This is a genomic window from Actinosynnema sp. CA-299493 (assembly GCF_050946825.1).
Lineage (GTDB): Bacteria > Actinomycetota > Actinomycetes > Mycobacteriales > Pseudonocardiaceae > Actinosynnema.
Genome location: NZ_CP191993.1, coordinates 4,125,422 through 4,141,317 on the forward strand (window position 1 = coordinate 4,125,422; position 15,896 = coordinate 4,141,317).

Here is a 15,896-nt window from a genome sequence, read left to right on the forward strand (position 1 = left end):
GATGACCACGTCGAACGACAAGCTCGTCGAGGCGCTGCGGTCCTCCGTCAAGGAGACCGAGCGGCTGCGCAAGCACAACCGCGCGTTGCAGGCCAAGGCGTCCGAGCCGGTGGCGATCGTGTCGATGGCCTGCCGCTTCCCCGGCGGCGTCGCCTCACCGGAAGACCTCTGGGAGCTGCTGAGCAGCGGCGGCGACGCGGTGTCGGCGTTCCCGACCGATCGCGGCTGGGACCTCGGCGCGCTGTACGACCCGGACCCGGACCACCCGGGCACCTCGTACGCGCGCAGCGGCGCCTTCCTGGACGACGTGGCGGGGTTCGACGCGGACCTGTTCGGCATCAACCCGCGCGAGGCGCTGGCGATGGACCCCCAGCACCGCCTGCTGCTGGAGACCTCGTGGGAGGTCTTCGAACGCGCCGGGCTCGACGCGGAGGCGCTGCGCGGCAGCCGCACGGGCGTCTACGTCGGCACCAACGTGAACGACTACCCCGAGGTGCTGCGCGGCACCTCGGAGGACCTGGGCGGCTACATCGCCACCGGCAACGCGGCGAGCGTGGTGTCCGGCCGGCTGGCCTACACGTTCGGGCTGGAAGGCCCGGCGGTCTCGGTGGACACCGCCTGCTCGGCATCCCTCGTGGCCCTGCACCTGGCGGCGCAGGCGCTGCGGTCGGGGGAGTGCGACCTGGCCCTGGCGGGCGGCGTCACGGTGATGTCCAGCCCCGCCGCGTTCGTGGAGTTCTCCCGGCAGCGGGGTCTCGCCGCCGACGGCCGGTGCAAGCCGTTCGCGACCGGCGCGGACGGCACGGGCTGGGGCGAGGGCGTCGGCCTGCTGCTGGTGGAGCGGCTCTCGGACGCCCGCCGCAACGGCCACCAGGTGCTGGCCGTGGTGCGCGGCTCCGCGGTGAACCAGGACGGCGCGTCGAACGGGTTGACCGCGCCCAACGGACCCGCCCAGCAGCGGGTCATCCGCGCCGCGCTGGCCAACGCACGCCTGAGCGCCGCCGACGTCGACGTGGTGGAGGCGCACGGCACCGGCACCACCCTGGGCGATCCGATCGAGGCGCAGGCGCTGATCGCGACCTACGGGCAGGACCGCGAACGGCCGTTGCTGCTGGGCGCGGTGAAGTCCAACATCGGCCACACCCAGGCCGCTGCGGGCGTCGCGGGCGTGATCAAGGCAGTGCTGGCGATGCGGCACGGCGTGCTGCCCAAGACCCTGCACCTGGACGAGCCCAGCCCCCGCGTCGAGTGGTCCGCGGGCGCGGTGGAGCTGATCACCGACACCATGCCGTGGCCCGACTCCGGGCGCGAACGCCGTGCCGGTGTGTCGTCGTTCGGCATGAGCGGCACCAACGCGCACGTCATCCTGGAACAGGCGCCCGAGGACGCCGCCGAACCCACGCCGCACGAACCCGCGCCCGACGCCGGACCCGTCCTGCCGTGGTTCCTCTCCGCCGCCACGCCGGAGGCCCTGCGCGCGCGGGCCGTCGACCTGCTCGCCACCAACGGCGGCTCCGCCGTCGCCGTCGCCCGCTCACTCGCCACCACGCGCACCGCCCTGCGCTCTCGCGCCGTCGTCGTGGGCCGTGACGAGAACGCGCTGCGCGCCGCCCTCACCGCCTTCGCGACCGGCGTCGACCACGCCGCTGTGGTGACCGGCACGGCCGACGACACCGGCCGGGTGGTGTTCGTGTTCCCTGGTCAGGGTTCGCAGTGGGTCGGTATGGCGTTGGGGTTGGTTGATCAGTCTCCGGTGTTCGCGGAGCGGTTGAACGAGTGCGCTGCCGCGTTGGCACCGTTCTGTGACTGGTCGTTGGATGATGCTTTGCACGGTCGGGTGTCGTTGGATCGTGTGGATGTGGTGCAGCCGGTGTTGTTCGCGGTGATGGTGTCGTTGGCGGCGTTGTGGCGTTCGTGGGGTGTTGAGCCTGCTGCTGTGGTGGGTCATTCGCAGGGTGAGATCGCTGCGGCGTGTGTGTCGGGTGCGTTGTCGTTGGAGGATGCGGCGCGGGTGGTGGCGTTGCGTTCTCGGGTGTTGCGGCGGTTGGCGGGTCGGGGTGGCATGGTCTCGGTCGCTGCCGCCGAGGTCGAGGTGCGTGCGCGGATCGAGCCGTTCGGTGAGCGGATCTCCGTGGCTGCGGTGAACGGGCCGTCTGCGGTGGTGGTGTCTGGTGAGCCTGGCGCGCTGGACGAGCTGGTCGCGGCTTGTGAGGCCGAGGGTGTTCGGGCGAAGCGGATCGCGGTGGACTACGCGTCGCACTCGGCTCAGGTGGAGGAGTTGCGTGAGGAACTGGCCGACGTATTGGCACCTATCGCGCCCCGCGTGGGTGACGTGCCGCTGTACTCCACCCTGACCGGTCGGGTGGAGGACGGGTCGGCGCTGGACGCCGACTACTGGTTCCGCAACCTGCGTTCCACGGTCGGCTTCGCGGATGCCGTGGACGAGCTGGTGGCCGATGAGTTCGACGTGTTCGTGGAGTGCTCACCGCACCCGATCCTGACGATGGCCGTCCAGGAGCAGGCCGAGGACGTGATCGCGGTCGGCTCCCTGCGCCGTGGCGACGGCGGGCTGGACCGGATGCTGCTGTCGCTGGGTGAGGCCGTCGTGCGCGGTGTCACCCCGAACTGGGCGGACGTCATCCCCGCCGGTCGGCGGGTCGACCTGCCCACCTACCCCTTCCAGCACCGCCGGTTCTGGCCCGCCCGCAGTGGCGTCGCCGGCGACCTCACCGCCGCCGGCCTGGTCGGCACCGGCCACCCGCTGCTCACCGCGGCGATCACCGTCGCGGCCGACGACGGGTTGCTGCTCACCGGCAGGCTGTCCGTCGCCGGCGCGCCCTGGCTGGCCGACCACGCCCTGGGCGGCCAGGCCGTGCTGCCCGGCACCGCCTGGTTGGACCTGGTGCTGCGCGCCGGTCTTGAGGCGGGCCACGCCCGGGTGGAGGAACTGACCCTGCAAGCCCCGCTGGTCCTGCCCGCGGACCGGGCCGTCGCGGTGCAGGTCTCCGTCGCACCGCCAGTGCAGGGCACCCGCCGCGTGGAGGTGTTCGCCCGTCCGGTCGACGGCGACGAGCCCTGGACGCGGCACGCCACCGGCGTGCTGGCCGAGGACACCGCCACCGCGCCGGCCGGGCCGGGGGAGTGGCCGCCCGCCGACGCCGAAGAGGTCGCGCTCGACGGCCTCCACGAGCGGTTCGCCCGTGAGGGCGTCGAGTACGGACCCGCGTTCCGCGGTGTGCGCCGGGCTTGGCGGCGAGGCGACGAGACCTGGGTCGAGGCGACCTTCGAGGACGACGTGACCGGGTTCGGCGTGCACCCCGCGCTGCTGGACGCCGTGCTGCACGCCATCGCCGCCACGGGTGCCCAGGGCGCCTCGATGCCCTTCGACTGGCAGGGCGTGTCCCTGCACGCGACCGGCGCCCGCCGCGTCCGGGCCGGGATCACCCCGGCGGGGCAGGACGCCGTCTCACTGGTCGTGACCGCGGACGACGGCACCCCCGTGGTGACCGTGGAGCGCTTGGCCTTCCGCCCGGCGACCGCGCCCGCGGCACCGTTGCACCGGCTCGACTGGTCGCCGGTCGAGGCGACCACCGGAGTGGTGCTCGACGTCGCCGACGCGCTCGCGTCGACCGGTCCCGGCGCGGGCACCGTCGTGGTGCGCGGCACCGCCCTCGACACCGCGACAGAGCTGCTGCGCGACTGGGCGGCTCGGGTCGGAGGACGGCTGGTGCTCCTCGTCGAGGGTGACGACCCGATCGGCGCGGCAATCGGTGGACTGGTCCGCTCCGCCGCGAACGAGCACCCCGGCCGGTTCGCGGTCGTGGAGACCTCCGGTCCCGTTCTGCTGCCCACCGGCGACGAGCCGTGGACGCGGGTGCGCGGTGACGAACTCCTGGCGCCCCGACTGGTCCGTGTGACGGACGAGGCAGCCGCGCACGAGCCGTTCCCGGCGGGTTCGCGGGTGTTGATCACCGGTGGTACCGGGACTCTCGGTGTCGTGCTGGCGCGGCATCTGGTGGCGGTGCATGGTGTGCGGGACTTGGTGTTGGTGGGTCGTCGTGGTGGGGAGGTGCCTGGGCTCGCGGGGTTGGATGCGCGGGTCGAGGTGGTGGCGTGTGATGTCTCGGATCGTGTGGCGGTGGCGGAGTTGTTGGCGGCGCATCCGGTGACCGCTGTCGTCCACGCCGCCGGTGTGCTGGGTGATGGTGTGGTGACGTCGTTGACGTCCGACCGGGTCGAAGAGGTGCTGCGACCGAAGCTGGGTGCGGCGTTGGTGTTGGACGAGTTGACGCGTGGGTTGGATCTGACCGCGTTCGTGGTGTTCTCGGCTGCGGCGGGTTTGTTCGGGAACGCTGGTCAGGGTGCTTATGCGGCGGCGAACGCCGCGGTGGACGCGTTGTGCGTCCGTCGTCGCACGGAAGGGCTGCCCGCGTTGTCGCTGGCGTGGGGTCTGTGGGACCAGGCGAGTGGGATGACCGGCCACCTGGGCGAGCAGGACCTCACGCGACTGAGCCGCGCCGGGGTCCGCCCGCTGACCACGTCGACCGCGCTCGCGCTGTTCGACGCCGCCGTGGTCCGCGACGAACCGCTGCTCGTGCCGGTCGGGCTCGACCTCGCCGCGGTGCGCTCCGCCGCGGGCGGGGTGCCGCCGCTGCTGCGCGGCCTGGTCGCCCCGTCACGCGCCCGGCTGCGGTCCGTCAGCGACACCGCGCCCGCCGAAGGCCTGGCGGCACTGCCCGCGGCCGAGCGGGAGCGCCGGGTGCTGGAGCTGGTGCGCGCCCAGGTGGCGGCCGTTCTCGGGCACGTCTCGGCCGACGCCGTCGAAGCGGGTCGGGCGTTCAAGGAGATGGGCTTCGACTCGCTGACCGCGGTGGAGCTGCGCAACCGGCTGACCGCCGCGACCGGCGCCCGCCTGCCCGCGACCGCGGTGTTCGACCACCCCACGCCCCGGGCACTGGCGGGCTTCGTCTCCGCCGCGCTGTCGGGGAGCGCGAACGCGGCACCGGCGGTCGTCCCGGTGGTGGCCGCCACCGACGAGCCGATCGCGATCGTCGCGATGGCCTGCCGCTACCCCGGCGGGGTGCGCGACCCCGAGGAGCTGTGGGAGCTGGTCCGCTCCGGCACCGACGCCATCGGCGCGTTCCCCACCGACCGGGGCTGGGACCTCGCGGGCGGGTTCGACCCGACCGGCGAGCGTTCCGGCACGTTCTCCGCGCGGGAGGGCGGGTTCCTGCACGACGCGGCGGAGTTCGACGCGGAGTTGTTCGGTATTTCGCCGCGTGAGGCGTTGGCGATGGATCCGCAGCAGCGGCTGCTGCTGGAGACCGCGTGGGAGACGCTCGAACGCGCGGGCATCCCGGCCGAACGGGTGCGCGGCAGCCGCACGGGGGTTTTCGCGGGTGTCATGTACTCCGACTACGCCGGCAGGCTCACGGAGGTGCCGCGGGACGTCGAAGGCCACCTCGGCACCGGCAACTCCGGCAGCGTGGCATCCGGCCGCATCGCTTATGCGCTGGGGTTGGAGGGTCCGGCGATCACGGTCGACACGGCGTGTTCGTCGTCGTTGGTGGCGTTGCACCTGGCTGCTCAGGCGTTGCGTTCGGGTGAGTGTGATCTGGCGTTGGCCGGTGGTGTGACGGTGATGTCGACGCCGGGCCTGTTCGTGGAGTTCTCGCGGCAGCGGGGGCTGGCGCCGGACGGGCGCTGCAAGGCGTTCAGCTCCTCCGCCGACGGGACGGGCTTCGCCGAGGGCGTCGGCGTGCTGTTGGTGGAGCGGCTGTCGGACGCCCGCCGCAACGGGCATCCGGTGCTGGCGGTGCTACGAGGCAGTGCGGTGAACCAGGACGGAGCATCGAACGGACTCACAGCGCCGAACGGTCCGTCGCAGGAGCGGGTGATCCGGCAGGCTCTGGCCAATGCGGGTCTGCGGCCTTCCGATGTGGATGTGGTGGAGGCGCACGGGACCGGCACCACCCTGGGCGACCCGATCGAGGCGCAGGCGTTGCTGGCCACTTATGGTCAGGAGCGCGAGACGCCGTTGTTGTTGGGTTCGGTGAAGTCGAACATCGGGCACACGCAGGCTGCGGCCGGTGTCGCCGGTGTGATCAAGATGGTGCAGGCGATGCGGCACGGGGTGCTGCCCAAGACCCTGCACGCGGACGAGCCCAGCACCCACGTCCACTGGGACGCCGGTGCCGTGGATCTGATCACCGAATCCGTGCCGTGGCCGAAGACGACCCGTCCGCGCCGTGCCGGGGTGTCCTCGTTCGGCGTGAGCGGCACCAATGCGCACGTCATCATCGAGGAGGTCGCCGAACCCGCCGTCACCGAGCGTCCCGAACAGGCCGCCGGTCCGCTGCCGTGGTCGCTGTCGGCCCGGTCGGACGCGGCGCTGCGGGCGCGGGCGGCGGGCCTGCTCACCGCGCTGGACGGTGACCTCGCCGACGTGCCGGACCGGGACGTCGCGCACTCCCTGGCCACCTCTCGCGCCGCGCTGCTCGTGCGGGCTGTCGTCGTGGGTCGTGACGGTCTGCGTGCGTTGGCCGATGGGGTGGAGCATCCGGCCTTGGTGCGTGGGACGGCTTCGGACCCCGGTCGTGTGGTGTTCGTGTTCCCGGGGCAGGGTTCGCAGTGGGTCGGTATGGCGTTGGAGTTGGCGGAGCAGTCGCCGGTGTTCGCGGAGCGGTTGAACGAGTGTGCTGCTGCGTTGGCTCCGTTCTGTGACTGGTCTTTGCGGGATGCCTTGCGTGATCCGCTCGCGTTGGAGCGGGTTGATGTGGTTCAGCCGGTGTTGTTCGCGGTGATGGTGTCGTTGGCGGCGTTGTGGCGCTCGTGGGGGATTGAGCCTGCTGCGGTGGTGGGTCACTCGCAGGGTGAGATCGCGGCGGCGTGTGTCTCGGGTGCGTTGTCGTTGGAGGACGCGGCGCGGGTGGTGGCGTTGCGCTCGCAGGTGCTGCGTCGCCTGGCGGGTCGCGGCGGCATGGTGTCGGTGGCCGCCTCCGAGAGTGAGGTGCGGTCCCGGATCGAGCGGTTCGGTGAGCGGATCTCGGTGGCGGCGGTCAACGGTCCGTTGACGACGGTGGTCTCCGGTGAGCCGGGCGCGTTGGACGACCTGATCACGGCCTGTGAGGCCGAGGGTGTTCGGGCGAAGCGGATCGCAGTGGACTACGCCTCGCACTCGGCGCAGGTCGAAGAGCTGCGCGAAGAGTTGGCGGAGGTGCTGGCACCTATCGCGCCCCGTGCCGGTGGCATCCCGTTGTACTCGACGTTGACCGGTCAGGTGGAGGACGGGTCGGCGTTGGACGCCGGTTACTGGTTCCGCAACCTGCGTTCGACAGTCGGCTTCGCTGACGCGGTCGAGAAGCTGGCCGATGACGGTTTCGGGGTGTTCGTGGAGTGCTCGCCGCACCCGATCCTGACCATGGCGGTGCAGGAGCAGGCCGAGGACGTGATCACGGTCGGCTCCCTGCGCCGGGACGGGGGCGGGTTGGACCGGATGCTGCTGTCCCTGGGTGAGACCGTCGTGCGCGGTGTCACCCCGAACTGGACGAACGTGATCCCCGGCGGTCACCGGGTCGACCTGCCCACCTACCCGTTCCAACGCCGCCGCTACTGGCTCGACGCGGGAACCGCGGTCAGCGCGGGCACGGATGGCGACTTCTGGGACGCCGTCACCCGCGGCGACCTCGATGCCCTGGCCGGCACCTCCGACGAGGCGGCAAGGGGTGCGCTGCGCTCCGCGCTGCCCGTGCTGGCGTCCTGGCAGGACCGCCGCCGGGACCGGGCCGTGCTCGACTCCTGGCGCTACCGCCTGGGCTGGGAGACCGTTCCCGACCCGGCCGCGCCCGCCCGCCTGGACGGCCGGTGGCTCGTCCTCGTCCACGAAAACCACGTCGAGGACCCCTGGGTGCTCGCCGCGGCCGACGCGCTCGCCGCGCACGGCGCCACCGCGACCACCCTCGTGCTGCGCGACGCCGACGCCGACCGCGCCGTGCTGCCCGACCTGTCGGCGGAGCCGTCCGTCGGGGTGCTGTCCCTGCTCGGCCTCGCCGAACACCCGCACCCCGACCACCCGGAGCTGTCCGCCGGGCTCGCGCTGACCCTCACGGCGGTGCAGGCCCTGCACGACGCGGACCTCCGGACCCGCTTCTGGTGCGCCACCCGCGGCGCGGTCGCCACCGCGCCGTCCGAGCCGCCGGGCAGTCCGGTGCAGGCGCAGTTGTGGGGGCTGGGCAAGGTCGTCGCGCTGGAGCACCCCGCGCTGTGGGGCGGTCTGGTGGACCTGCCCGCGCACCCGGACGAGCGCGCCACCCGCAGGCTCGGCCACGTCCTGGCCGGGCTCGGTGACGAGGACCAGCTCGCCGTGCGCGGTGCGGGCGTGTTCGCGTCCCGGCTGCTGCGCGACGCGACCGGCGGCACGGCTCCCGCGTGGCGGCCCGGCGGCACCGTGCTGCTCACCGGCGGCACCGGGGCGCTCGGACCGAACGTCGCCCGCTGGCTGGCCCGCGCCGGGGCGGAACGCGTGGTGCTCACCAGCCGCAAGGGCGCCGACGCGCCCGGCGCGGTGGAGCTGACCGCGGAACTGGCCGGGCTCGGCACCACCGTCACCTTCGCCCGTTGTGACGTCACCGACCGCGACGACGTGCGGAGGCTGGCCGCCGACCTGGACGCCGCGGGCACACCGGTCCGGGTCGTGCTGCACGCCGCCGCGTTCATCAAGCTCAGCTCGGTCACCGCCACCGACCTCGCCGAGTTCGCGGAGGTGCTGCGGCCCAAGGTGCTCGGCGCGCAAGTGCTGGACGAGGTGTTCCAGGACTCGGTCGACGCCTTCGTGCTGTTCTCCTCCATCGCCGGGGTGTGGGGTAGCGGCGACCACGCCGCCTACGCCGCGGCCAACGCCCACCTCGACGCGCTCGCCGTGCACCGCCGCGCCCGCGGCCTGGCCGGGACGTCCATCCCGTGGGGCGTGTGGGCCGCGGCCAACGAGTGGGACGACGGGCACGTGCACGAGGGCGTCGACCCCGAGCGGGTGCGCCGGCAGGGACTGCCGTTCCTGGATCCGGCGCTGGCCGTCGAGGCGCTGGGCGAGGTCCTGGCCGCCGACGAGACCGTCACGGCCGTCGCCGACGTCGCGTGGGACCGGTTCGTCCCGGTGTTCACCTCGCTGCGCCCCAGCCCGCTGCTGTCGCGCGTCCCGGAGGTCGCCGCGCTGGTCGAGGCCGAGGCGCGGCGACCCGCCCCGGCCGCCACCGGCGGTCTGCGCGCCGAACTCGCCGGCCTCGACCCGGCGGAGCGGTCCCGGCACCTGGTCGAGGTGGTGCGCGTGCACGCCGCCGCCGCCCTGGGCCACGACGGCGTCGCGGCCATCGCACCGCGCACCGCGTTCCGCGACCTCGGCCTGGAGTCGCTGACCGCGGTCGACCTGCGCAACCGCCTCAACACCGCCACCGGGCTGCGCATCCCCACCACGGTGGTGTTCGACCACCCCAACGCGGTCGCGCTCGCCGCACACCTGGACGCCGAGCTGTTCGGCGGCCAGGTCGTCACCGCGGCGCCGGCGCGGTCCGCCGTCGCCGGGGACGAGCCCATCGCCATCATCGGCATGGCGTGCCGGTTCCCCGGCGGCATCACGAGCCCCGACGAGCTGTGGCAACTGCTCGCCGAAGGCGGGGAGGGCATCACCGGCCTGCCCACCGACCGCGGTTGGGACGTCGAGACCCTCTACGACCCGGATCCGGACAACCTCGGCACCACCTACGTCCGCGAAGGAGGTTTCCTGGCCGGGATCGCCGACTTCGACCCCGCGTTCTTCGGCATCAGCCCGCGCGAGGCGGCGGCGATGGACCCCCACCAGCGACTGCTGCTGGAGGTGGCATGGGAAGCGGTCGAGCACGGCGGCATCGACCCGGCGTCGCTGCACGGCACCCGCACCGGCGTGTTCGCCGGGGTCAACCACCAGGACTACGTCGGCAGGCTGCGCGGCACCGACGACGTGTCCGAGGGCCACTTGCTGGTCGGCAGCGCCGCGAGCGTCGTCTCCGGCCGCGTCGCCTACGTGCTCGGGCTGGAAGGCCCCGCCGTCACCGTCGACACGGCGTGCTCGTCGTCACTGGTCGCGCTGCACATGGCCGCCCGGTCGCTGCGCGCCGGCGAGTCCGACCTCGCCCTCGCGGGCGGTGTGGCCGTCATGTCGACGCCCGGCGCGCTCATCGGCTTCAGCAGGCAGCGCGGCCTGGCCGCGGACGGGCGCTGCAAGGCGTTCGGCGCGTCCGCCGACGGCATGTCGCTGGCCGAGGGCGTCGGCGTGGTGCTGGTCACCAGGCTCTCCGAGGCCCGGCGACGCGGCTACCGGGTGCTGGCCGTGGTGCGCGGCTCCGCGGTGAACCAGGATGGCGCGTCGAACGGCCTCACCGCACCCAACGGGCTGTCCCAGCAGCGGGTCATCCGGGAGGCGCTGGCCGATGCCGGTCTCGTCGCGGCGGACGTGGACTACGTCGAGGCGCACGGCACCGGCACCTCGCTGGGCGACCCGATCGAGGCCCAGGCGCTGCTGGCCACCTACGGCCAGGACCGCTCGACCCCGCTGCTGCTGGGTTCGGTGAAGTCGAACATCGGGCACACCCAGGCCGCCTCGGGTATCGCCGGCGTCGTCAAGGCCGTCCTCGCGCTGCGGCACGGCGTGCTGCCCAGGACCCTGCACGCCGACGAACCCAGCCCGCACGTGGACTGGTCGGCCGGCGCGGTGTCGCTGGTCGGGGCCACCACGCAGTGGCCGGCCGCCGACCGGCCCCGCCGTGCCGGTGTCTCGTCGTTCGGCATGAGCGGCACCAACGTCCACCTGGTGCTGGAACAGGCGACCGAACCCGAACCCGAACGTCCCGGCGACACCGGCGCGCCCGTGCCGTGGGTGCTCTCCGGGCGCACCGCCGGTGCACTGCGGGAGCAGGCCGCGCGGCTGCGCGACCACCTCGACGGCACCGACCACCGGCCCGCGGACGTCGCCCTGTCCCTCGCGACCACCCGCACCGCGTTCGACCAGCGGGCGGTCATCGTGGGCGGTGACCACGACGCCCTGCGCGCCGGCCTCGACGCCTTGGCCGAGGACCGTCCCGCCGCGCACCTGGTGCGGGGGACGTCCTCGGACACAGGTCGGGTGGTGTTCGTGTTCCCGGGTCAGGGTTCGCAGTGGGTCGGCATGGCCCTGGAACTGGCCGAGCAGTCTGCGGTGTTCGCTTCACGGTTGGCTGAGTGCGCTGCTGCTTTGGAGTCGTTCTGCGACTGGTCCTTGGACGATGCTTTGCACGGTCGGGTGTCGCTGGATCGTGTGGATGTGGTTCAGCCGGTGTTGTTCGCGGTGATGGTGTCTCTCGCCGCGTTGTGGCGTTCGTGGGGTGTTGAGCCGGCTGCTGTGGTGGGTCACTCGCAGGGTGAGATCGCGGCTGCTTGCGTCTCGGGTGCGTTGTCGTTGGAGGATGCGGCGCGGGTAGTGGCGTTGCGGTCGCGGGTGTTGCGCCGTCTGGCGGGTCGTGGCGGCATGGTGTCGATCGCGGCCTCTGAGGCTGAGGTGCGTGGGTTGATCGCGCCGTTCGGTGAGCGGATTTCGATCGCTGCGGTGAACGGGCCTACGGCGGTTGTGGTGTCGGGTGAGCCGGACGCGTTGGACGAGTTGGTCACGGACGGCTTGCGGGCGAAGCGGATCGCGGTGGACTACGCCTCGCACTCCGCGCAGGTCGAGGAACTGCGTGAGGAACTGGCCGAGGTGCTCGCGCCGGTCCGGCCGCAGGTCGGTGGCGTGCCGCTGTACTCGACGTTGACCGGTGGGGTGGAGGACGGGTCGGGGCTGGACGCCGACTACTGGTTCCGCAACCTGCGTTCGACCGTGGAGTTCGCGGACGCGGTCGAGAAGCTGGCGAGTGACGGTTTCGGTGTGTTCGTGGAGTGCTCGCCGCACCCGCTGCTGACCATGGCGGTGCAGGAGCAGGCGGACGAGGTGATCGCGGTCGGCTCGCTGCGGCGTGACGACGGCGGGTTGGACCGGATGCTGCTGTCGTTGGGTGAGGCCGTGGTGCGCGGTGTCACTCCGAAGTGGACGGATGTGGTCTCCGGCGGACGGTTGGTCGAGCTGCCCACCTACGCCTTCCAGCACGAGCGGTACTGGTTGGACGCGGCGGTCACCGGGACGGGTGACGTATCGGCCACCGGGCTGCGTGCTGCGGAACACCCGCTGCTGGGCGTCAGCGTCCCCCTGGCCGACGGTGGGGGGATCGTGCTGTCGGGCAGGATCTCCACCGCCACCCACCCGTGGCTGGCCGACCACACCCTGCGGGGTCGCGTCCTCGTGCCAGGCACCGGGATGCTGGAACTCGCCCTGCGCGCCGCCGACGAAGCAGGCTGCCCGCACGTCGAGGAACTGACCCTGGCCACACCGCTGGTGCTGCCCGCGCACGGGGCGCTGGACGTGCAGGTCGCGGTGCGGGAAGCCGACGAGGACGGTCGGCGTCCGCTGGCCGTGCACTCCCGTCCCGCGGGCGGCGACGGGCGGTGGACCGAGCACGCCACCGGCATGCTGGCCGCGCAGACGCCCGACGTGCCGGCGGTCGACCCGGTGTGGCCGCCGGCGGGCGCGACCCCGATCGGGCCGGACCCGCTCGACGCGGACGAGATCTACGCGGCGTTCGCCAGGGCGGGCTTCGGGTACGGCCCGGTGTTCCGCGGCCTGCGCGGCGCGTGGCGCTCCGGCGACGCGATCCACGCCGAGGTCGTCCTGCCCGACGGGGCTCGCGGCGACGCCGCCGCGTTCGGCGTGCACCCGGCACTGCTGGACGCGGCGCTGCACGCGGCCCTCCTCGACGTCCTCGACGGCGCGGGCGGCGGACTGCCGTTCGCGTGGAGCGGGGTGACCCTGCACGCCACCGGTGCCACCGCGTTGCGCGTCACCCTGCGCCCCACCGGTCGTGACGCGATCTCGCTGGTCGCCGCGGACCCCGCGGGCAAGCCGGTGTTGACCGTCGAGTCCCTGGTGTCGCGCAAGGTGTCGGAACGGGCGCTCGCGGACGCCGCGGTGCCGGACTCGCTGTTCCTGCCGACCTGGGCGACCACGCCCGCCGTGCCGCTCGACCCGGCCACCGCGATCGCCGACCACGCCGACGCGGACGCCCTGCTCGCCGCGCTCGACGCGGGCTCGGCCGCGCCCGGGGTGGCGCTGTTCCGCCGGGGTCACGACCGGGCGGGCGTCGCGGCGGACCTGCCCGTCCGTGCCCGTGACGCGGTGGTGGATGCGGTGGACCTGCTGCGTCGCCTGCTCGCCGACGACCGGCTCGCCGGCACCCGGCTCGTGCTGGTGACCTCACGGGCCGTCGCGGTTCGGGCGGGGGAGGACGTGCTGGACCTGGCGCACGCCCCGCTGTGGGGTCTGGTGCGCTCGGTGCAGGCCGAACACCCCGGTCGGGTGGTGCTGATCGACGTGGACGACCTCGACGCCGACGTGACCGGCGTGCTCGGAGTGGCCGACGAGCCGCTGATGGCCGTGCGCGACGGCGAGGTGCTGGTGCCGCGCCTGGCCCGCGGCACGGCGGGCGCGGCCCTGGTGCCGCCCTCGGGCGACGCGTGGCGGTTGGAGGCACCAGTTCGCGGCACCCTGGAGTCCCTGACCCTGGTCGACTGCGCCGACGAGGTGGCCGAACCGGGTCCGGGGCAGGTGCGCGTCGCCGTCCGGGCGGCGGGCCTCAACTTCCGCGACGTCCTGATCGCCCTGGACATGTACCCGGAGGACGCGCAGCTCGGCGGCGAGGGCGCGGGCGTCGTCACCGCGGTCGGCAGCGACGTCACCGGGTTCGCACCCGGTGACCGGGTGCTGGGCATGTTCACCGGCGGGTTCGGCACCACCGCCCTCGCGGACGCCCGGATGCTCGCGCCGATGCCGCGCGGCTGGTCGTTCGAGCAGGCCGCGGCCGTGCCCGTGGTCTTCCTGACCGCGTACTACGCGTTGCGCGACCTGGGCGGCCTGCGAGCCGGTGAGTCGGTGCTGATCCACTCCGCCGCCGGTGGCGTCGGGATGGCCGCGGTGCAGCTCGCGCGGCACTGGGGCGCGGAGGTCTACGGCACGGCGAGCCCCGGCAAGTGGGACGCGGTGCGGGCGCTGGGCGTGGCCGAGGACCACCTGGCGTCGTCGCGCACCCTCGACTTCGCCGACCGTTTCCCGCGGGTGGACGTGGTGCTGAACTCGCTAAGCGGCGACTTCGTGGACGCCTCGCTCGGCTTGCTGGCCGAGGGCGGCCGGTTCCTGGAGATGGGCAAGACCGACGTCCGCGACGCCGCCGGGCTCGGTGTCGCCTACCGGGCGTTCGACCTGCTCGCCGACGCCGGACCCGAACGGGTCGGTGGGATCCTGGCCGAGGTGCTGGACCTGTTCGCCGCGGGCGTGCTCGCCCACCTGCCCACCACGACGTTCGACGTCCGCCGGGCCCGCGACGCGTTCCGGTGGGTCAGCCACGCCCGGCACACCGGCAAGGTGGTGCTCACCACCCCCGCGCCGCTCGACCCCGCCGGCACGGTCCTGATCACCGGCGGCACCGGCGCCCTCGGCGGGCTGGTCGCCCGGCACCTGGTCACCCGCCACGACGTCCGGCACCTCCTGCTGGTCAGCCGCTCCGGCGGCGGGGCACCCGGCGCGGACGCCCTGGCGGCAGAACTGCGGGAGCTGGGGGCGCAGGTCCGGGTGGCGGCGTGCGACGTCGCCGACCGCGCGGCACTGGCCGCCCTGCTCTCCGAGGTGCCGCCGGCGCACCCGCTCACCGCGGTCGTCCACGCGGCGGGCGCGCTCGCCGACGGCACGCTCGACTCCCTCACCCCGGAACGGGTCGAGGTGGTCCTGCGGGCCAAGGTGGACGCGGCGGTCGCGCTGCACGAGCTGACCGCCGACGCCGACCTGTCCGCGTTCGTGCTGTTCTCCGCGGCGGGCGCCACGCTGGGCAGCCCCGGTCAGGGCAACTACGCGGCGGCGAACGCCTTCCTCGACGCCTTGGCCGTGCACCGGCGGGCGCACGGCCTGCCCGCCCAGTCCCTGGCCTGGGGCCTCTGGGACCGGGTCGGCGGGCTCACCGCCGGCGTGGACCGCGGCAGGCTCGCCCGCGGCGGCGTGCTGGCGCTGTCCGACGCCGACGCGCTCGACCTGTTCGACGCGGCGGTGCGGCTGGACGAACCGGTGCTGGTGCCCGTGCGGCTCGACCTGTCCCCGCGCGACACCGTCGCCCCGGCGTTGCGCGGCCTGGTCCGCACCCGGTCCGGCCGCCGGGCCGCCGAGGCCGCCGCCGGCGACGGCTCCCTGGCGCAGCGGCTCGCCGGGCTGGCACCCGGACCGCGGTCGGCACTGCTGCTGGACCTGGTGCTGGACCACGTCGCCACGGTGCTCGGGTTCGCCCACCGCGCCCAGGTCGACCCCCTGCGGCCGTTCAAGGACGTCGGGTTCGACTCGCTGACCGCGGTGGAGCTGCGCAACCGCCTCAACGCCGAGACCGGGCTGCGGCTGCCCGCGACCCTGGTCTTCGACCACCCGACACCGCGGGAACTCGCCGACCACCTCCTCACCGAGCTGTCCGACACCTCCGGACCGGCGACCGCCGTGCCCGCCCGGGACGCGGCGGCCCTGCTCGCCGACCTGGACCGCGTCGAGGCCGTCCTCGACGGCGCGGCGCTCGACCTCGGACCGGAAGCCGGCGTCGAGGTCACCGCGCGGCTGCGGGAGCTGCTGTCGCGGTGGACCGCGGCCGTCGAACCCGTCGACGACCCGGACCCGGACTCCGACCTCGCCGCCCGACGCCTGGAAGACGTCGGCGACGAGGACATCTTCGACTTCATCGATCAGCGCTTCGGTCGCTCGGAAAGCGTGTGAGGCAACC

1 protein-coding gene is annotated in these 15,896 nt (G+C 73.8%); it reads left to right on the top strand.

All coding sequences use genetic code 11. From position 1 onward, the window contains the following. The first annotated feature begins 34 nt into the window (after positions 1 to 34). A complete protein-coding gene (locus ACQPYE_RS17635) occupies positions 35 to 15,889 on the top strand; it encodes a type I polyketide synthase (RefSeq protein ID WP_498722935.1) in 15,855 nt (5,284 codons plus the stop codon). Positions 15,890 to 15,896 lie beyond the last annotated feature (7 nt).